At 59.8% G+C, this 16,865-nt stretch carries 18 protein-coding genes; 10 read left to right on the forward strand and 8 right to left on the reverse strand.

Annotation, left to right across the window (positions count from 1 at the left end):
• Positions 1-3 precede the first annotated feature (3 nt).
• From N2601_RS00505 to N2601_RS00520, 4 genes are all read right to left on the reverse strand, one after another.
• On the reverse strand, positions 4-381 hold the full coding sequence (locus N2601_RS00505; protein WP_245463920.1) for a helix-turn-helix domain-containing protein: 378 nt from the start codon (positions 379-381) through the stop codon (positions 4-6).
• Positions 382-395: 14 nt separating this feature from the next.
• Complete coding sequence (locus N2601_RS00510; RefSeq protein ID WP_245463921.1) at positions 396-623, reverse strand: type II toxin-antitoxin system HigB family toxin; 228 nt, start codon at positions 621-623, stop codon at positions 396-398.
• Between the two features lie 155 nt (positions 624-778).
• Positions 779-1,210 (reverse strand): RbsD/FucU family protein, encoded by a 432-nt coding sequence (locus tag N2601_RS00515; protein WP_104821892.1) that lies wholly within the window; start codon positions 1,208-1,210, stop codon positions 779-781.
• Positions 1,194-2,441, reverse strand: coding sequence for an ROK family transcriptional regulator (locus tag N2601_RS00520; RefSeq protein WP_104821893.1), 1,248 nt, complete (start codon positions 2,439-2,441; stop codon positions 1,194-1,196). Before N2601_RS00520 ends, N2601_RS00515 begins: the two co-directional genes overlap by 17 nt.
• Before the next feature lie 254 nt (positions 2,442-2,695).
• Here N2601_RS00520 and N2601_RS00525 point away from each other — a divergent pair, with 254 nt between their 5' ends.
• The 6 genes from N2601_RS00525 to N2601_RS00550 all read left to right on the forward strand — a co-directional run bounded on the left by N2601_RS00525 (position 2,696) and on the right by N2601_RS00550 (position 8,870).
• The gene (locus tag N2601_RS00525) at positions 2,696-3,721 is read left to right on the forward strand and encodes a sugar ABC transporter substrate-binding protein (protein WP_104821894.1); all 1,026 of its coding nucleotides are present in this window, start codon (positions 2,696-2,698) and stop codon (positions 3,719-3,721) included.
• 174 nt (positions 3,722-3,895) lie between these two features.
• Positions 3,896-4,960: an ABC transporter permease gene (locus N2601_RS00530; protein ID WP_104821895.1), complete on the forward strand. Its 1,065-nt coding sequence runs from the start codon at positions 3,896-3,898 to the stop codon at positions 4,958-4,960.
• A complete protein-coding gene (locus tag N2601_RS00535; protein ID WP_199773513.1) occupies positions 4,936-5,745 on the forward strand; it encodes an ATP-binding cassette domain-containing protein in 810 nt (269 codons plus the stop codon). Before N2601_RS00530 ends, N2601_RS00535 begins: the two co-directional genes overlap by 25 nt.
• Positions 5,742-6,374, forward strand: a complete 633-nt coding sequence (locus N2601_RS00540; protein WP_104821896.1) for a nucleoside triphosphate hydrolase — start codon at positions 5,742-5,744, stop codon at positions 6,372-6,374. The genes N2601_RS00535 and N2601_RS00540 overlap by 4 nt, the downstream gene beginning before the upstream one ends.
• Before the next feature lie 97 nt (positions 6,375-6,471).
• Positions 6,472-7,512 (forward strand): dihydroorotase, encoded by a 1,041-nt coding sequence (pyrC, locus tag N2601_RS00545; RefSeq protein WP_104821897.1) that lies wholly within the window; start codon positions 6,472-6,474, stop codon positions 7,510-7,512.
• A gap of 179 nt (positions 7,513-7,691) precedes the next feature.
• Positions 7,692-8,870: a GGDEF domain-containing protein gene (locus N2601_RS00550; protein ID WP_104821898.1), complete on the forward strand. Its 1,179-nt coding sequence runs from the start codon at positions 7,692-7,694 to the stop codon at positions 8,868-8,870.
• Positions 8,871-8,877: 7 nt separating this feature from the next.
• Here the strand turns inward: N2601_RS00550 and N2601_RS00555 are convergent, their stop codons facing one another.
• A complete protein-coding gene (locus tag N2601_RS00555) occupies positions 8,878-9,357 on the reverse strand; it encodes an anthrone oxygenase family protein (protein WP_104821899.1) in 480 nt (159 codons plus the stop codon).
• A gap of 158 nt (positions 9,358-9,515) precedes the next feature.
• Between N2601_RS00555 and N2601_RS00560 the strand changes: the two genes are divergently transcribed.
• From N2601_RS00560 to N2601_RS00570, 3 genes are all read left to right on the forward strand, one after another.
• The gene (locus N2601_RS00560) at positions 9,516-10,187 is read left to right on the forward strand and encodes a TetR/AcrR family transcriptional regulator (protein WP_104821900.1); all 672 of its coding nucleotides are present in this window, start codon (positions 9,516-9,518) and stop codon (positions 10,185-10,187) included.
• Between the two features lie 100 nt (positions 10,188-10,287).
• Entirely contained in the window at positions 10,288-10,989 is a 702-nt protein-coding gene (locus N2601_RS00565; RefSeq protein WP_104821901.1) for an orotate phosphoribosyltransferase, read from the forward strand.
• A 75-nt stretch (positions 10,990-11,064) separates the two neighbouring features.
• Positions 11,065-11,991: a carbohydrate kinase family protein gene (locus tag N2601_RS00570; RefSeq protein WP_104821902.1), complete on the forward strand. Its 927-nt coding sequence runs from the start codon at positions 11,065-11,067 to the stop codon at positions 11,989-11,991.
• A 122-nt stretch (positions 11,992-12,113) separates the two neighbouring features.
• Here N2601_RS00570 and pgi read toward each other — a convergent pair whose 3' ends face one another.
• Both pgi and N2601_RS00580 read right to left on the reverse strand, forming a co-directional pair.
• Positions 12,114-13,739, reverse strand: a complete 1,626-nt coding sequence (gene pgi / locus N2601_RS00575) for a glucose-6-phosphate isomerase (RefSeq protein ID WP_104821903.1) — start codon at positions 13,737-13,739, stop codon at positions 12,114-12,116.
• A 188-nt stretch (positions 13,740-13,927) separates the two neighbouring features.
• Positions 13,928-15,625, reverse strand: coding sequence for a long-chain fatty acid--CoA ligase (locus tag N2601_RS00580; RefSeq protein WP_104821904.1), 1,698 nt, complete (start codon positions 15,623-15,625; stop codon positions 13,928-13,930).
• A gap of 360 nt (positions 15,626-15,985) precedes the next feature.
• On the opposite strand from N2601_RS00580, the gene N2601_RS00585 reads away from it, so the two are divergent.
• Entirely contained in the window at positions 15,986-16,381 is a 396-nt protein-coding gene (locus tag N2601_RS00585) for a PRC-barrel domain-containing protein (protein WP_104821905.1), read from the forward strand.
• A gap of 62 nt (positions 16,382-16,443) precedes the next feature.
• Here the strand turns inward: N2601_RS00585 and N2601_RS00590 are convergent, their stop codons facing one another.
• Positions 16,444-16,839 carry a VOC family protein gene (locus N2601_RS00590; RefSeq protein WP_104821906.1) on the reverse strand — a complete coding sequence of 132 codons (396 nt, stop codon included), beginning with the start codon at positions 16,837-16,839 and terminating at the stop codon, positions 16,444-16,446.
• Between the last annotated feature and the right edge of the window lie 26 nt (positions 16,840-16,865).

Genomic DNA, 16,865 nt, shown 5'->3' on the forward strand with positions numbered 1-16,865 from the left:
ACCTCACGCGACCAGATCGCCCACAAGCGCGCCCACTGGAATATGCCAGGCACGGCTAATCTTCTTGATCTGATCGAGGTTGATTTCCCGACGGCCGTTCAGGAGGTCGGCAACCCTGGCCTTTGAGCCAATGATTTCGACGAGATCCGCGCGGGTGTAGTTGTTTGTCATCATTACGGATTTGATCACATCGACCGGCGAGGCGCGTGGGATTGGATAATGCTTTGCCTCGTATTCTTCGATAAACAGCACGAGCGCATCGAAATGTGCGGCTTCAGGAGTATCGGCTTCAGGTTCATTTTCGAAATATGGCCGTACCGCCTTCAGCGCGGCTTCATATTCCTCTTCAGTCTGCAAGGTGCGAAGGGCACCGAGATCCATCATAGCGGCCTCCCTTACAATTTTGCCACGTCTATGGCGTCATATTCAGCATGTGTTCCAACGAACAGGATAAACACGCGCTTTGTGCGAAATCCGACAAGACCAACGATCCGATACTTATTGCCGCCCACATCGAAGACGATTTTGCCATTCGTCACATAGTCGGCGGAATTGAATGTCGCCTTCAACTCGGAGAAGTTGTTCCAGTCGGCGTCCGATGTCGTCGTATGCCAATCTGCCATTGCCGCCTCTGCGGTCGCTTGCTGCCCTTTCGGAAGCCGCGCGCAAAATTTGATCAGTGCGGATTTGGCAATGACTCGCATTGTTCATCTATAGAGTGTTCCCAAAATGGAAACAAGAGTAGTTTCCATTTTGGGAATCATGACTATAGCCGAGTTTAGCGGGGATAGATCACACCCTTGCGCAGAATGATATTTCCATAAAGCCGCGGCTCGCTGGTCTGCACCAGCGCATGCGCCTGCTTCACCCGCTCGTAGAATTCAGCCGGCAGCAGCGGCACCACCTTGATGTCGGGAACATGCCGCGCGCAAACGTCGACCATTTCCACATGCACGGGATCGAGGGCATCGCGGTCCTGCTTGACCGTCGCGCGGAAAATCGCCTGCGGTACGAAATCGTCGATCGGCAGCACGCTCAGCACGGCATCGAGCACCCGGACGACGTCGTGGCCATCGAGGCGGATCAGGCGGCGGGCATGTTCGAGACCCGGATAATTGCCGTCGACGAGGGCGATTTCATCGCCGTGTCCCATGGCGCGCAGCGTCGCCAGGAGGTCGGGGCTCAATAGTGGGTCAATGCCCTTCAACATGGTCTATCTCCTTGAAAAGTATGTTTTGGTCGATGAGATAGCGCGCGAAAATCGGCAGGCTGGCGCCGCCGATGGCACGCGCCTGCGGCCCCACTGCGCCTTCGATAATTTCCGGCATGACGACGCCTTGCAGGTCGAGGTCCGAGGCCGCTTTGATGGTGGCGCGCACGACCCGTTCGCGCACCCAGTCGGGAAAGCCGCCGTCGATGATGGCAGCGCTGAAATCGATAATGGATGCGGCGGCGACGATCGCCTGCGCCAGCGCCTTGGCGGTGTCCTGGATCCAGGTTTCCAGCGGCTCGCCGAAGTCGATCCAGTTGTCCGCCGAATACCAGAGCGGCCTCGGATCGAAGCCGCGATCCCTCAGCAGGTTTTCGAGCACGAAGATCGAGGCGATGTCGAGCAACTGCCGAGTTTCGCCATTGCGCCCTCGCACAGGCAGGGGGCCGAGCGCACCCGCCGTTCCGGTCCGCCCCACGAAAATCGAGGAGTTCAGAACGATGCCGCCGCCGAGGAAGGAACCGATGAAAAGATAGACGAAATCCGGATAGCGCGGGCCGACGCCGAAGACGAGTTCGGCGCCGCAGGCGCTGGTGGCGTCGTTCTGCAGATAGACGAGATAGGGCACGCGGGCGGCGACCTCCGCCTGCAGGTCGAACCCGCGCCAGGCCTCCATCGCTCCATCGGGTGCACCGACTTCTTCCGCCCAGTTCCAGAGTTCGAAGGGGGCAGCGATGCCGACTCCGGCAAGCCGGCGACGCTCCTCGCTGCTGAGGCGCGCTTCAAGTTCCGCAATGCCTGACGTGACGAAGGACATAATGTCCTGCGGCAGTGGGTAAGGGTAGATCTGGTGAAGCTGCATTCGTATGTGGCCGACGAAATCCATCAGCACGAGATCGGCGCTGCGCCTGCCGATCTTGACGCCGAAGGAGAGCACTGCATCCGGATTGAGCCGCATCGGAATGGAAGGTTGCCCCACGCGCCCGCGCACGGGATCACCGCGCGACAGCAGCCCGTCTTTCTCCAGCGCCCGCATAATGACGGAGACCGTCTGCGCCGACAGCCCGCTGCGCCGCGCAATCTCCGCCTTCGACAGCGCGCCGTGACGGCGCACCAGCGACAACACCAGCCGTTCGTTATGCGCGCGCACGCGCACCTGGTTCGCGCCCCCGCTGGGGTCGAGAATCGAGGGTGATGTCGGTGTATCCGCCGGGTCTTGCAGGGGAGACATTGGCCCGCTCCTTCCATCATGGCCATGCCGCATTTTTCAGCAACATGCCACATCCAATTAATAATTCAATCCGATTTATTTATTGACAGGACGAAATCTTTAGGTTCAGATGTGGGCGTTGGAGGACGTGCCATGGCCTTGGAGGCGGCCAATCTGGAAGAAATCTAAGCAGGCATGGTGCGTCTTTATCCGGACTCCGAGCGAGCCGGGGCAACCGGAAAAGTTCCGGTCTATTCAAATTTTGGGAGGATTGAATGAAGAAATCAGTTGTTTCCGCAGCATTCGCCGCTCTGGCGATCGGTGTCGTCTTTGCCGCGCCGGCCAACGCTGCCAACGTTTCCGCCTGCCTCATCACCAAGACGGACACGAACCCCTTCTTCGTTAAGATGAAGGAAGGTGCTACCGCCAAGGCCAAGGAACTCGGCGTGACGCTGAAGTCCTATGCCGGCAAGATCGACGGTGACAGCGAAAGCCAGGTCGCTGCGGTCGAAAGCTGCATCGCCGAAGGCGCCAAGGGCATTCTGATCGCCGCTTCCGATACCAAGGGCATCGTACCGACGGTCAAGAAGGCGCGTGACGCGGGCCTCCTGGTCATCGCGCTCGACACGCCGCTGGATCCGGCTGACGCCGCCGACGCGACTTTCGCCACCGACAATCTTCTCGCCGGCAAGCTGATTGGCGAGTGGGCCAACAAGACCCTCGGCGCTAAGGCCAAGGACGCCAAGATCGGCTTCCTCGACCTGACGCCGTCGCAGCCGACCGTCGACGTCCTGCGCGACCAGGGCTTCATGATCGGCTTCGGCATCGACCCGAAGGACCCGAACAAGATCGGCGACGAGAATGATCCGCGTATCGTCGGTCATGACGTCACCAACGGCAACGAAGAAGGCGGCCGCAAGGCCATGGAAAACCTTCTGCAGAAGGACTCCAGCATCAACGTCATCCACACGATCAACGAGCCGGCCGCTATCGGTGCCTATCAGGCGCTGAAGGCCGTTGGCCTGGAAAAGCAGGTCCTGATCGTCTCGGTTGACGGCGGTTGCCCGGGCGTCAAGTCGGTCAAGGATGGCGTGATCGGTGCGACTTCGCAGCAGTATCCGCTGATGATGGCCGCTCTCGGCGTCGAAGCGATCAAGAAGTTCGCCGACACCGGCGAGAAGCCGAAGCCGACCCCAGGCAAGTCCTTCTTCGACACCGGCGTTTCGCTGGTGACGGACAAGCCGGTTACCGGCCTGAAATCCATCGACACCAAGGAAGGCACCGCGAAGTGCTGGGGCTAAGCCTCGTCCTGGGTTTGGCATGATCCTGTCCGAAGGCCGTTTTCACATCCACTGATGCGGCTCTTCGGATTGGGGCTATGCCTTCGTCATACCAACGCCGGCCGGGCTTGAGCTTCGGCCGGTTTCAACACCCGGCGGTTTCCGCGTAGTTCGGCGCGGTTGCGGAGGAAAACAATGACCGGAGCACAGGAATTCGAGCGTGTTCTCGACGGCAGCGACAAGAACGTTGCCTCGTTCGAGCACCAGGATGTCACTATTCTCAAACGCACACAGCATTTCTTGCATTCGACGCCGGCCGCGGTGCCATTGATCGTATTGGTGGTGGCAATCATCGTCTTCGGCATTGCCATCGGCGGGCGCTTCTTCTCCGCCTACACGCTGACTCTCGTCCTGCAGCAGATCGCTGTCGTCGGTATTCTCGGCGCGGCGCAGACGCTGGTCATCCTGACCGCCGGCATCGATCTGTCGATCGGCGTGATCATGGTCATTTCCGCTGTCATCATGGGCAACTGCGCCATAACCTATGGCATGCCGACGCCGATTGCCGTTCTTGCCGGCATGCTCGCGGGCGGCGTGTGCGGGTTGCTCAACGGTTTCCTTGTCGCCACCATGAAGCTGCCGCCGTTCATCGTGACGCTCGGCACCTGGAACATCGTCATGGCGACGAATTTCATCTATTCCGCCAATGAGACCATTCGCGACACCGATGTCGACGAACAAGCGCCGCTCCTGCATTTCTTCGCCATCAGCTTCCGCCTTGGCGGCGCGGTGCTGACGCTCGGCGTCATCGCCATGGTGCTCCTGGTAGTGGGCCTATGGTATGTGCTCAATCACACGGCTTGGGGCCGGCATGTCTATGCCGTCGGCGACGATCCGGAAGCGGCAAAATTGTCCGGTATCCAGACCAAGAAGGTGCTGCTTGCCGTCTATGGTGTTTCGGGACTGATCGCAGCGTTTGCCGCTTGGGTCTCGATCGGCCGCAACGGTTCGATCTCGCCATCCTCGGCCGTGACGGATTTCAATCTTCAGGCAATTACCGCGACCGTGATCGGCGGCATCTCGCTCTTCGGTGGCCGCGGTTCGATCCTCGGCACGCTGTTCGGCGCGATGATCGTCGGCGTGGTGTCCATGGGCCTCAACATGCTCGGAGCTGACCCGCAGTGGAAGGTTCTTCTGACTGGCGTGCTGATCATCGGCGCCGTCGCGATCGATCAATGGATCAGAAAGGTGTCGGCATGACCACGACTGGCGAACCCCTTCTCACAGCCCGCGGCCTCATCAAGCGTTATGGACGCGTGACCGCCCTCGACAATGCCGATTTCGACCTCTATCCCGGCGAAATCCTTGCCGTCATCGGCGATAACGGCGCCGGCAAATCCTCGCTGATCAAGGCGATTTCCGGCGCGACCACGCCCGATGAAGGCGAGATCAGGCTGGAGGGGAAACCCGTCCACTTCAGATCGCCGATGGAAGCGCGCGAGGCCGGCATCGAGACGGTGTACCAGAACCTGGCGCTGTCGCCGGCGCTCTCGATCGCGGACAATATGTTCCTCGGCCGCGAGATCCGGAAGCCCGGTATCCTTGGCTCCTGGTTCCGCATGCTGGACCGGCCGGCGATGGAAAAGCGCGCCCGCGACAAGCTCACCGAGCTCGGCCTGATGACGATCCAGAACATCAACCAGGCGGTGGAAACGCTCTCAGGCGGCCAGCGCCAGGGTGTGGCGGTGGCACGCGCCGCTGCCTTCGGTTCCAAGGTCGTCATCATGGACGAGCCGACGGCCGCTCTTGGCGTCAAGGAAAGCCGCAAGGTGCTGGAGCTTATTCTGGACGTGCGTGCCCGTGGCTTGCCGATCGTGTTGATCTCGCACAATATGCCGCATGTCTTCGAGGTGGCGGATCGCATCCATATCCATCGCCTCGGGCGTCGTCTGACCGTGATCAATCCCAAGGAATATTCCATGTCGGATGCCGTTGCCTTCATGACCGGCGCCAAGGCGCCGCCGGCAGAGACAGTCGCCGCATGAGTTCGGTGCTTGAGGGAATCGCCGACGAGATTATCGGGCGCGCCGCTGGCGCAAAACGGTTTCTCGTCGCGATTGCCGGCCCGCCCGGCGCCGGCAAATCGACGCTGGCGGACAATGTGGCCAAGGCGCTCAAAGCCAAGGGTGAGAGCGCCGAGGTCCTGCCGATGGACGGCTTCCACATGGACAATGCCGTCCTGATCGAAAAGGGTCTGCTGAAGCGCAAGGGTGTTCCCGAAAGCTTCGACGTCCGCGCCTTTCTCGATATCGTCAAAGCGGTGCGAGCGGCCGATCAGGAGGTGCTGGTACCGGTCTTCGATCGCTCACGTGAGATCGCCATCGCGTCGGCCCGCATCGTCTCCCCCGATCACCGTTTCATCGTCATCGAGGGCAACTACCTGCTCTTCAGCCAGGGCAAATGGGCGGAGCTGGAAGGCATGTTCGACTATTCGATCATGCTGGCGCCGCCGATCGAGGTCTTGGAGCAACGGCTCTGGGAGCGTTGGAGGGGCTATGACCTCGACGACGAGGCCGCCGGTGCCAAGGTCTACGGCAACGACCTGCCGAACGGCCGGCTGATCCTCGAGAACCGCCGTCCGGCCGATTTTACCATCGATATCGTGCAGGGCTGAACTCCGCTGTCATTTACACGTCATCGCTGATTGTTTTGCGGTGGCTTATGGTGCTATCGAAAGCGCGACAAACTGAGACCATTCAGAGGTTCGCGCCATGCAAAAGCTCACCATCCGCCGCCCCGACGATTGGCATCTGCATCTGCGGGATGGCGCCGTGCTGGAAGGCGTGATCGGCGATACCTCGAGGCATTTCGCCCGCGCCATCATCATGCCGAACCTTGTGCCGCCGGTTGTCACCACGGCGGATGCGGCTGCCTATCGTGAGCGCATTCTGAAGGCATTGCCGGCAGGCGACCGCTTCCAGCCGCTGATGACGCTTTATCTCACCGAGCACACCGATCCCGACGATGTCGAGGAAGGCAAGAAAAGCGGCCTCATTACCGCCGTCAAACTTTATCCCGCCGGTGCGACGACCAACTCCCATGGCGGCGTTCGGAATATGGACAAGGCCATGCCGGTGCTGGAGCGCATGGCCAAGATCGGCCTGCCGCTCTGCGTGCATGGCGAGGTGACGTCGCCGGATGTCGATATTTTCGACCGCGAGGCCGTTTTCATCGAGACCGTGCTCGATCCGCTGCGTCAGCGCCTGCCGGAACTGAAAGTCACCATGGAGCACGTGACGACATCTGATGGCATCGACTACATCAAGTCGGCAAAGGCCAATCTCGCCGGCTCGATCACCACGCATCACCTGATCATCAACCGCAACGCCATCCTCGTCGGCGGCATCCGGCCGCATTATTACTGCCTGCCGGTCGCCAAGCGCGAAAGCCACCGCCTGGCGCTGCGTGCGGCCGCCACGAGCGGCGACGCTAAATTCTTCCTCGGCACCGATTCCGCCCCGCATGTCGATCCGCTGAAGGAATGCGCCTGTGGCTGCGCCGGCATCTATACGTCGCTCAACACCATGAGCTGCCTGGCGCATGTTTTTGAACAAGAAGGCGCGCTCGACAAGCTCGAGGCTTTCGCTTCGCTGAACGGTCCCGCCTGGTATGGGCTTGCGGCGAACGAGGATCGCATTACCCTGATCCGCCGCGCGGAATCGGTTGCCTTTCCCGACAGGATCGAAACTGGAGCCGGCCCCATTACCGTCTTCGATCCGATGTTCCCCTTGCACTGGGATGTCGAGGGCTGAGAAAATAACTCTGCGCGCCGATGAAAATATTTTGTTCGAAAACTGCTTTCGTAATATCAAAGGCATATTTCATTGAAATACATGATCTTTATCGGATCCCGTAACCAATTTGATACCCCTTGAGGGGTAGCGTTATGCCGATCCCTAACGGTGTGGAATGAAACCGTCGAAGGAAGAGCATGGAGCTTGATTATAATTCTCTTCTGCTGGCCCTTGGCGTTTCCGCCTCCTGTCTTGCGGTGACGCTGGGTGGAAGCTGGTTTTCCCGTCGGCCGGAGACATTCCTGCTGACCTGTTCTGCCGGTCTTGTACCAATCGTCGTCGGGATTTTCACCTATGGTGCTTATGTCGACCAGCCGCGACCGACGCTCGCCATTATTACCTTCGTGCTGTTTTTCATCGGCTTTTCGGTCATCTGGGCGGCGGGATATCAGTTCCGCACGCGCCGGTTTTCCAAGGCCCGCGCTCTGTTGGGAAGCCTGACCGGTATTGCCGCTTCCGTGCCGGCCATGCTCGCCGGTTATGATGGCCTCGCTTTCATGTGCGACAATATCGTCGTCGCAGTGCTCCTCCTGCTAACGGCGCGCGAATATTGGCTAAGCCGTCAGGAGGCGCCGACGCCGCTCTACGGCATCACCGCGCTTTACACATTGACTGCTATTTCCTTCGCGCTGTGTGCAGGAGTCTTGATCTGGGACGGCAAACTCGTGCTTGGCCATGCGCCGGACAATTGGGCCGAAGATGTCAGCCTTGCCATCTGCATTGCCGGCATGACCGGCATCGGCGCCCTGTCGCTGGCGCTACACCAATGGCGTCAGGCGGCGCATCATCGTCAGCAGGCCATCACCGATCCGCTGACCGGCCTGCTCAACCGGCGGGCTCTGTTCGATCTCTATGGCCACCGCTCTTTCGGCCCTTCCATGGCGGTGATCGTCTTCGACATCGATCGCTTCAAGTCCGTCAACGATCAGTATGGCCATGCCACCGGCGACATAGTGCTAAAGCTTTTTGCCAAGGAATTGTCGGGTGGACTGCGGGCCTCCGACACGGTGGCCCGTCTCGGCGGCGAAGAATTCGCGCTTGTCCTCGACAATGCCTTGCCGGGCCGGGCCGAGCAGATCGCCGAACGGGTGCGCGATGCTTTTGCGGCCCGCGAGTTCACCGTGGACGGCAAGTCTTTCGCCTGCACGGTCAGCGCCGGCATTGCGCTCGGCACCCCCGAGGGCATGGGCTTCGACAGCGTCCTCAGTGCCGCCGACAAGGCGCTTTATGCCGCCAAGCGTAATGGCCGCAACCGCGTCGAGGTTACGGCCTATCTGCACGCCGTCTCGCCGGACGTTTCCCGCACGGCGTCCTGATGGTCAGCTAAAAGAGAGCCCGGACGAAGGCGCAGGAAGCAAGCAGCGACGCCACGGTGCGCACATGGTTCCATCTCGTCCAATCGGTGAGATAGGTGCTCCATAGCTGAGCTGCTTCCGCCGTACGGCCATCGAGCTTATCCAAAGCGTCATTCAAAGGAACGTTGAATACCATGGTCGAAAGAAGGCTGGCGACGAGGTAGAGCGCCGCGCCAGCAATCATCAGGATGCTGACGCCGCCCCGCCAATACACGATGGCCAGGACCGCTATGAACACCGAGAGCGCCGCCGTCAACAGGAACAGTACGATAAAGGGTGAACGCACAATCGTCGTATTGATCGATTGCATGGCGGCGACGCCCTGATCGACGGTAAGACGGGCAAAGGCCTGCATAATGAACGTCGAGAAGGCAAAGTAGACGCCGGCGAGAAGACCGCTGCCGAGCGCGGCAGTAATGAGAGCGATATTCGTGATCGGATAGGTCATGACGGGACACTCCAGATGCCGGGTGCGGCGGTTTCACGGGCATAATCGGAAAATCCCTATCGGGCCTTTTCCTACTCGGAATGTGATAAATTATCTTATTTGCGAAATGTGATAAACTCTCTTATATCGTCTGTCAAGAATGTTGGACGAGTCGTGACATGAAGCAGGAACCGGTTGTTAAGCGCAGGCGCAGCAAGGAGGAGGCGGGGACGCCGCGCCGAATCCCCAGCCAGCAGCGCGGCCGCGAGCGTGTCGAGCGGATATTGTCCGTTGCCATGGAGCTGATCGAAAAGAACGGCAGCGACGCGTTGCGTATGGGCGAGATCGTCGAAAAGGCCGGCGTATCCTTCGGTTCGCTCTATCAATATTTTCCCGACAAGACCGCCATCATCCGCGTCCTAGCCGAACGCTTCAATGAACAGGGGCGGCAATGTGTGGAAAGCGAACTGGCTCGCGTGAAAAGCACCGCCGATCTTCAAGGCGCTCTTGGCAGCATCGTCGACGGTTACTATGCGATGTTCCGCGATGAGCCGGTGATGCGGGATATCTGGCATGCGACGCAGGCCGACAAGCTTCTGCAGGAGATCGATGCCGAGGATATGGAGTGGCATTCCCAGGCTTTTCTGGCTGTTCTCCATCGTCTCTGGCCTGCGCGCGATTCCGCGGAGCTGGCTCGGGTCGCTCGACTGACCATGCAACTGGTTGCAGCCGCCGTGCGCTACGCGATTTCGATCGGGAAAGAGGAGGGCGATAGGGCGATCGCCCTGTTCAAGGCAATGCTGCCCGCCGATATCGGCGCCGTTTCGGAGAGACCGAACTCGATGAAATAGCAGCCTCGGGAGGGGGGCATAAAACCCGCGATCCGTCTGGAAACCTCGGCCACTTGCTGCTATTGCCGCAGGAATGTCTTAAATAGCGAAGGAGGCCCGCATGACCACCCAGATGACATTTTCCGATCGCGCCGTTATGGCCGAATTGGTGGCGAAGATGCTTTGGGAGATCAAGGCGGTGCATTTCAGCGCCGACAAACCATATAAGCTCGCTTCGGGCATGGCGAGTCCAGTCTATATCGATTGCCGCAAGCTGATTTCCTACCCGCGCATCCGCTCCACCGTGATGGATTTCGCCGCCAGCATCGTCATGCGCGATGCCGGTTTCGAGCAGTTCGATTGCGTCGCCGGCGGTGAAACAGCGGGCATTCCCTTCGCCGCCTTCCTCGCCGAACGCCTCGACTTGCCAATGATCTATGTCCGCAAGCAGCCGAAGGGCCATGGCCGCAATGCGCAGATCGAGGGCCATATGCCTGAGGGGGCGCGCGTGCTGGTCATCGAGGATCTGACGACGGCGGGCGGCAGCATGTTCACGTTCATCGACGCCATCCGCGCCGCCGGCGGCATCGTCGACCACGGCATGGCGCTGTTTTACTACGGCATTTTCCCGGAAGCCGAGGAGCGGTTTGCCAATCGCAAGGTTCGGCTTCACCATATCGCCACCTGGCGTGACGCGCTTGCCGTCGCCAAGGCGCAAAAGCTGTTCGACGACAAAACGCTCGAAGAAGTTGAAGCTTTTCTCGACGCTCCACTCGCCTGGTCCGGCCGCAACGGCGGTGTATCGGAACTGGCAACAAAGTGACGCTTTGCTTTTGCCGCAAAGTTATCTAATCGATTTACGGAACTAGACGACAGACGTGCGCTCGAGGAGGCCGGAATGATATTGTGCTGTGGCGAAGCTTTGATCGACATGCTGCCGCGAGATACGACGCTGGGTGAAAAGGCCTTTGCGCCCTATGCCGGCGGTGCGATCTTCAACACTGCGATTGCGCTTGGCCGCCTGGGCGTGCCGACCGGTTTCTTCACCGGCATTGCCGACGACATGATGGGCGATATCCTGCGCGAGACGCTCTCGGCGGCCAAGGTGGATTACAGCTATTGCGCCATCGCTCCCCGTCCGAGCACGATCGCTTTCGTCAAGCTCGTCAATGGTCAGGCGACCTATGCCTTCTACGACGAAGGTTCCGCCGGCCGCATGATCACCGAGGCCGATCTCCCGACCTTGGGGGACGACTGCGAAGCCCTGCATTTCGGCGCCATCAGCCTAATCCCCAACCCTTGCGGCGCGACCTATGAAGCGCTGATGAAGCGCGAGCACCAAAGCCGCGTCATTTCGCTCGATCCGAACATCCGGCCCGGTTTCATCAAGGACAAGGCCGCGCATATGGGCCGTATCAGCCGCATGGCCGCCATGTCCGATATCCTGAAATTCTCGGACGAGGACCTGGAATGGTTCGGCATCCCCGGAAACCATGACGAGCTTGCTGCTCACTGGCTGAACCAGGGCGCCAAGCTGATCGTCGTTACCAAGGGCGCCGAGGGCGCGACAGGGTACACGAAGTCGTTGAAGGTTACGGTCCCGAGCGAACGCGTCACCGTGGTCGATACCGTGGGAGCAGGCGACACGTTCGACGCAGGCATCCTGGCATCGCTGAAGATGAATGATCTGCTGACCAAGGCGCAGGTCGCTTCGCTGGATGAGAAGGCGCTTCGCGACGCACTCGCTTTGGGCGCCAAGGCGGCAGCCGTTACGGTTTCCAGGGCAGGGGCAAATCCGCCCTGGGCGAGTGAGATTGGGCTGTAAGGGGTCCTATCCCGCCCCTGGCGGGCGGGATAACCATCGCGATTGCCGCGTAAGTCTATCACCAACAAAAAAGCCCCGCCTGACGCAGCAGACGGGGCCATCTTATTTTTGGTCGAAGAGAGTTACTTCGCCCGGCTTGCCAGCGCAGCCACCAGGCCCTGTGTCGACGAATCATGGCCGGCAGCGCTTTCCTTGCCTTCGATGACCGGCAGCAGGCCGGTTGCCAGCTCCTTGCCGAGCTCGACGCCCCACTGGTCGAAGGAGTTGATGCGGAACAGCACGCCTTCGACAAAAACGCGGTGTTCATAGAGAGCGATCAGGCGGCCGAGCGCATAAGGCGTCAGCTTGTCGTAGACAAAGGTGATCGACGGACGGTTGCCGGTGAAGACGCGATGCGGCGCGATGAAATCGGCCTTCTTGTCGTCCATGCCCTTGGCGGTGAGCTGGGCCTTGGCTTCCGCGAAGGTGCGGCCCTTCATCAGGGCTTCCGACTGTGCCACGCAGTTCGCCATCAGCAATTGGTGCTGGTGACGCAGATCCGGTTCGAAGGCATTGGCGGCAATCATGAATTCGGCCGGGATGATGCTCGTGCCCTGGTGGATGAGCTGGTAGAAGGCATGCTGGCCGTTGGTGCCCGGCTCGCCCCAGACGACGGGACCGGAATTGCCCTCGACCGGCGTGCCGTCGATGGTGACCCCCTTGCCGTTCGATTCCATGTCGAGCTGCTGCAGATAGGCCGGGAAGCGCGACAGGCGCTGGTCATAGGGCAGGATGGCGCGGGTGGTGTAGCCCAGCACGTTGCGATGGTAGAAGCCGATGAGGCCAAGCAGCATCGGCAGGTTTTCCTTGAAGGGCGCCTTGCGAAAATGGTTGTCCATCGCATGCGCGCCGTCGAGAAACTTGCCGAAGTTCTCCGGACCGACGGCGATCATCAGCGGCAGGCCGATGGCTGACCAGATCGAGTAGCGGCCGCCAACCCAATCCCAGAAGCCGAAGACGCGCTCGCTGTCGATGCCGAAGGCGGCAACCTTGTCGAGCGCGGTCGAAACGGCGGCGAAGTGATGCTGAACGGCTGCTTCGCCAAGCGCCTTGGCGATGAAGTTGCGCGCCGTCTGGGCGTTCGTCATCGTCTCGATGGTGGTGAAGGTCTTGGACGCAATGATGAACAGCGTCGTTTCCGGCGAAACGAGCTTCAGGATGTCGGCGATATGGGCGCCGTCGATGTTGGAGACGAAATGCGCGCGCGGGCCGTCATGGAAGGGAGCTAGCGCCAAGGTCGCCATGACCGGACCGAGGTCGGAGCCGCCGATGCCGATATTGATGACGTCAGTGATCGCCTTGCCGGTCGCGCCCTTTAGCGTGCCAGAGCGGATGCCGTCGGCAAATTTGCCCATGGCCGCCAAGACGCCGTTGACGTCGGGCATCACATCCTTGCCGTCGACGAGAACAGGCGTGTTGGAGCGATTGCGCAGCGCGGTGTGCAGAACGGCGCGGTTTTCGGTGAAGTTGATGGCAACGCCCGAGAACATCTCGTCGCGCTTGGCTGCGATGCCGCCTTCGGTTGCGAGCTTCTCGAGAAGCGCGAAGATCTCGTCGTTCACCGCGGTCTTGGAATAGTCCATCAGCAGGTCGTCAAGCGAGGTGCTGAAGCGGGAGAAACGTTGGGCGTCGGCGGCGAAGGCGGCGCGGATATCGGTGGCCTTGGTGGCCGCTGCGGTGCTCTTCAGTTGTTCGACGAGGGCGTTCATGGAGGGGCTCCTTGCGGTTCGCGCCGCTGGCCGTCTGGCGAGGGCGGGGGCACTCTGAGTTAGTCGCGGAAACTATTCGCTTTGTGAGGGGTAAATCAAGTTCGCGCGCACGTAAAAGCGAAAAAAGCCGCCCGCGGATGAAGGCGGGCGGCTTCCCGAATGGCAGGGAATAATGACATCGAATTATGTCAGTTGCGCAATTCCTTGCGCAAGATTTTGCCGACATTCGATTTCGGCAGTTCGCTGCGGAATTCGATGAAGCGTGGCCGCTTGTAGTTGGTGAGGTTTGCAACGCAATGCGCCTTGACATCGGCCTCGGTCAACGCCTGGTCCTTCTTGACGATGAAAAGCTTGACGGCTTCGCCCGAATGTTCGTCCGGCACGCCAATGGCGGCGGCTTCGAGAATGCCGGGATGCATGGCGGCGACTTCTTCGATCTCGTTCGGATAGACGTTGAAGCCCGAAACCAGGATCATGTCCTTCTTGCGGTCGACGATCTTGGTGTAGCCGTGCTCGTTCATGAAGCCCATGTCGCCGCTGCGGAAGAAGCCGTCCGATGTCATCACGCGCGCGGTTTCGGCCGGCTGTTTCCAATAGCCCGCCATGACCTGCGGCCCGCGGATGCAGATCTCGCCGACCTCACCGAGCGGCAGCGATTTGCCGTTCTCGTCGCGAATGTCGAAATCGGTTCCTGTTATCGGCAGGCCGATCGTGCCGGTGAATTCCGGGCTGTCGAAACGATTGGCGCTTGCGACCGGCGATGTCTCGGAAAGACCGTAGCCCTCGGTGATCCAGGCCCCCGTCATCTTCTGCCAGCGCTCGGCGACCGGCCGCTGCACCGCCATGCCGCCGGCGAGAGTCGCTGTGTTGGAGAGATCGAGCTTGGCAAATTCCGGATTGTTCATCAGCGCATTGAACAGTGTGTTGAGGCCGGGGAACATGTCGAACTTGTACTTGCCCAGCTCCTTGATGAAGGCGGGTATGTCGCGCGGATTGGCGATCAGGACATTATGTCCGCCGAGCGACATGCCCATCAGCGAATTCACCGTGAGCGCGAAGATGTGATAGAGCGGCAAGGCGCAGACGAAGGTGAGCTGCTCGGGACGCGGCTTGTTGATATAGGCCGATTGCAGCCAGAGCAGCAATTGCTGCTGGTTGGCGAGCAGGTTGGAATGCGTCAGGATCGCGCCCTTGGCAACGCCGGTCGTGCCGCCGGTATATTGCAGGAAGGCGATGTCGCTTCTGGTGAGCTCGGATGGCTTCAACGGCAGCCGCGCCCCTTCGGAGAGCACGCCCTTGAAGCTGCGATGGCCGGGAATGGACCATGCCGGTACGAGTTTCTTCACCTTGCGAACGATGAAGTTGACGATGTGGCCCTTGATGCCGAGCATGTCGCCAAGTGCGGTGACCACGACATGGCGCACATCCGTATGCGCCAGAACCTGCTCCACCGTATGGGCGAAGTTTTCAAGCACGAAGATCGCCCTGGCGCCGCAATCGCGAAGCTGGTGTTCCAGCTCGCGCGGCGTGTAGAGCGGATTGACATTGACGACGACAAGACCGGCACGAAGTATGCCATAAACGGTGATCGGGTTTTGCAGCACGTTCGGCATCATGACGGCGACGCGGTCGCCCTTCTGAAGGCCGAGGCTTTGCAGCCATGCGGCGATCTTGCGCGTTTGCGTATCGAGATCGCGATAGGTGATCGATTTGCCCATGCTGGTGAAGGCGAGCTTGTCGCCATAGCGCGCGCAGCTTTCCTCCAGCAATTCAACGAGCGATGCATGCTCCAACGGCGGCAGTTCGGCCGGCACGATATCCGGGTAAGATGCGAGCCAAATCTTTTTGACCAGCGGTCTATCCGAAGGAGCGGAAACTGAATTCATGCGTACTTCCTCCTTGACGCATCATCACGCCCCGCCTTCGGCGAGCCGCGGCTTTGTAGCGTGGCACTGCTTGGTGGAAAAGTCTCCCGCTTTTCGCACCGCTGCCGCTTTTGCCCTCACCTAAAGACGTAGAGCAACAAAGAAAGCTATACTGACTTTGACGTAAACGTCAATAATACCTGAGCGTTAACTATTTTTTAATAAGTTTGAAAAAAGTACTGGAACTTTTGTGACAACAGCGCGTTAATGCGCGGTGAGCGAGGGCCTCACCGAACGCATCGTGCTGCCCGCACGGTACTCCGGGGCGGGGTCGGATGCTCAAGAGTTTTATGTGAAGCGTATCCAAGAGGAGGTGCGCACATGCATAAAGAGAGTGCCGAGACGATTAGCCGCGAACTCTATGTCAAGGACATGTCGATGCTGGTCGCATGCGACCGGGTCGAGGGGTCCAAGGTCTTCGGGTCCGATGGCAAGCAGATCGGTCATATTGAGCGCCTGATGCTGGAAAAAAGCGATGGTCGCATCGCTTTCATCATTCTGAGCTTCGGCGGCTTTTTCGGCATCGGCCAGGATCACTACCGGCTGCCGTGGGAAAAGCTACGCTATGATGCTCGCATCGATGGCTATCGTATCAATATGACCAAGAATGACATCGAAAAAGCCCGCCGTTTCGCCAGCAAGGACGACATCGTCGCCCACAAGGATAATGGCCATAAGAGCCATGACTATTTCGGCGTGCCACCCTACTGGATGTAGGCACACATATAGGAAAGCCAGAAACTGGCCCCGTTTTCACGGGGCTTTGGTTTATGCGGCTTTTACTGAAACCGCCCGTTCCTTTGCATGACTTCGATCCTGTAGCCATCGGGATCGCTGACGAAGAAGAAGAGGGCGAAAAGTCTTCCATCGCGATTGAGTTCAACGATCTTGCCGGGATTGAGACCAAGCTCGGTGAAGCGCGCGTGCTCGTCCCGGAGTTCATCGACCGAAACAGCAAGATGGCCATAGCCTTCCCCGAGTGCATAGGGTTCGATGCGGCCCTGATTGACGGTCAATTCCAATTCGAAACCGGTCTCGGCATTGCTGAGATAGATCAGTGTAAAGGTCGGAAAGGTGACGCGGTCGGCGACCGCGAGCCCGAAAGCCTTGCCGTAGAAATCGACCGCGCGCGCTTCATCGAGCACTCGGATCATCGAATGGATCATTTTCGCCATGTGCGCCTCCCTGTCGTTAAAGGCGG

Source organism: Rhizobium sp. CB3060, from assembly GCF_025200735.1.
In the GTDB taxonomy this organism is placed as follows: domain Bacteria; phylum Pseudomonadota; class Alphaproteobacteria; order Rhizobiales; family Rhizobiaceae; genus Rhizobium.

Excerpts from the sequence above, each read along its gene's own strand:
- N2601_RS00505 (WP_245463920.1), bottom strand. The coding sequence starts at position 381 with ATGGATCTCGGTGCCCTTCGCACCTTGCAGACTGAAGAGGAATATGAA.
- N2601_RS00510 (WP_245463921.1), bottom strand. The coding sequence starts at position 623 with ATGGCAGATTGGCATACGACGACATCGGACGCCGACTGGAACAACTTC.
- N2601_RS00515 (WP_104821892.1), bottom strand. The coding sequence starts at position 1,210 with ATGTTGAAGGGCATTGACCCACTATTGAGCCCCGACCTCCTGGCGACG.
- N2601_RS00520 (WP_104821893.1), bottom strand. The coding sequence starts at position 2,441 with ATGTCTCCCCTGCAAGACCCGGCGGATACACCGACATCACCCTCGATT.
- N2601_RS00525 (WP_104821894.1), top strand. The coding sequence starts at position 2,696 with ATGAAGAAATCAGTTGTTTCCGCAGCATTCGCCGCTCTGGCGATCGGT.
- N2601_RS00530 (WP_104821895.1), top strand. The coding sequence starts at position 3,896 with ATGACCGGAGCACAGGAATTCGAGCGTGTTCTCGACGGCAGCGACAAG.
- N2601_RS00535 (WP_199773513.1), top strand. The coding sequence starts at position 4,936 with ATGGATCAGAAAGGTGTCGGCATGACCACGACTGGCGAACCCCTTCTC.
- N2601_RS00540 (WP_104821896.1), top strand. The coding sequence starts at position 5,742 with ATGAGTTCGGTGCTTGAGGGAATCGCCGACGAGATTATCGGGCGCGCC.
- pyrC (WP_104821897.1), top strand. The coding sequence starts at position 6,472 with ATGCAAAAGCTCACCATCCGCCGCCCCGACGATTGGCATCTGCATCTG.
- N2601_RS00550 (WP_104821898.1), top strand. The coding sequence starts at position 7,692 with ATGGAGCTTGATTATAATTCTCTTCTGCTGGCCCTTGGCGTTTCCGCC.
- N2601_RS00555 (WP_104821899.1), bottom strand. The coding sequence starts at position 9,357 with ATGACCTATCCGATCACGAATATCGCTCTCATTACTGCCGCGCTCGGC.
- N2601_RS00560 (WP_104821900.1), top strand. The coding sequence starts at position 9,516 with ATGAAGCAGGAACCGGTTGTTAAGCGCAGGCGCAGCAAGGAGGAGGCG.
- N2601_RS00565 (WP_104821901.1), top strand. The coding sequence starts at position 10,288 with ATGACCACCCAGATGACATTTTCCGATCGCGCCGTTATGGCCGAATTG.
- N2601_RS00570 (WP_104821902.1), top strand. The coding sequence starts at position 11,065 with ATGATATTGTGCTGTGGCGAAGCTTTGATCGACATGCTGCCGCGAGAT.
- pgi (WP_104821903.1), bottom strand. The coding sequence starts at position 13,739 with ATGAACGCCCTCGTCGAACAACTGAAGAGCACCGCAGCGGCCACCAAG.
- N2601_RS00580 (WP_104821904.1), bottom strand. The coding sequence starts at position 15,625 with ATGAATTCAGTTTCCGCTCCTTCGGATAGACCGCTGGTCAAAAAGATT.
- N2601_RS00585 (WP_104821905.1), top strand. The coding sequence starts at position 15,986 with ATGCATAAAGAGAGTGCCGAGACGATTAGCCGCGAACTCTATGTCAAG.
- N2601_RS00590 (WP_104821906.1), bottom strand. The coding sequence starts at position 16,839 with ATGGCGAAAATGATCCATTCGATGATCCGAGTGCTCGATGAAGCGCGC.